Raw genomic sequence first — 344 nt, forward strand, 5'->3', positions numbered from 1 at the left:
GTATGATGGGTGTTTTAGTATCTGACTTACTCGAGGGCGAAGAAAAAGTGTCTTCTGAGCTTTCTGAGAAGATTGTAGCAGGCAAAACAGACTATAGTTATCAATCTGTGAATGAAGAATTAAGTTTAACATTTGGGCATATTCCAGGCGACAAAGGTCAAGAGCAATTTAAGAAAGCGATTAAAAACCTACAACAAATTAAAGTGTGGTTAATCGAAAAGAAAAAGCGTGAAGGTGGTTATCACGCAGCGTTTGGTTACACGGTTGTTGAAGATTATGCTAAATCATTCGATGACGAAGAAGATAAAATTGAAGTAACGCTAAAAGTTAAGTTCAACACTGCT

The 344-nt window shown here is 36.6% G+C and carries 1 pseudogene; it reads left to right on the forward strand.

The features are described from left to right. Positions 1–2: 2 nt before the first annotated feature. Positions 3–344: pseudogene (locus tag CD138_RS13710) on the forward strand (phage tail protein); the annotation flags it as partial.

The organism is Staphylococcus intermedius NCTC 11048 (genome assembly GCF_002902385.1).
Taxonomy (GTDB): Bacteria; Bacillota; Bacilli; order Staphylococcales; family Staphylococcaceae; genus Staphylococcus; species Staphylococcus intermedius.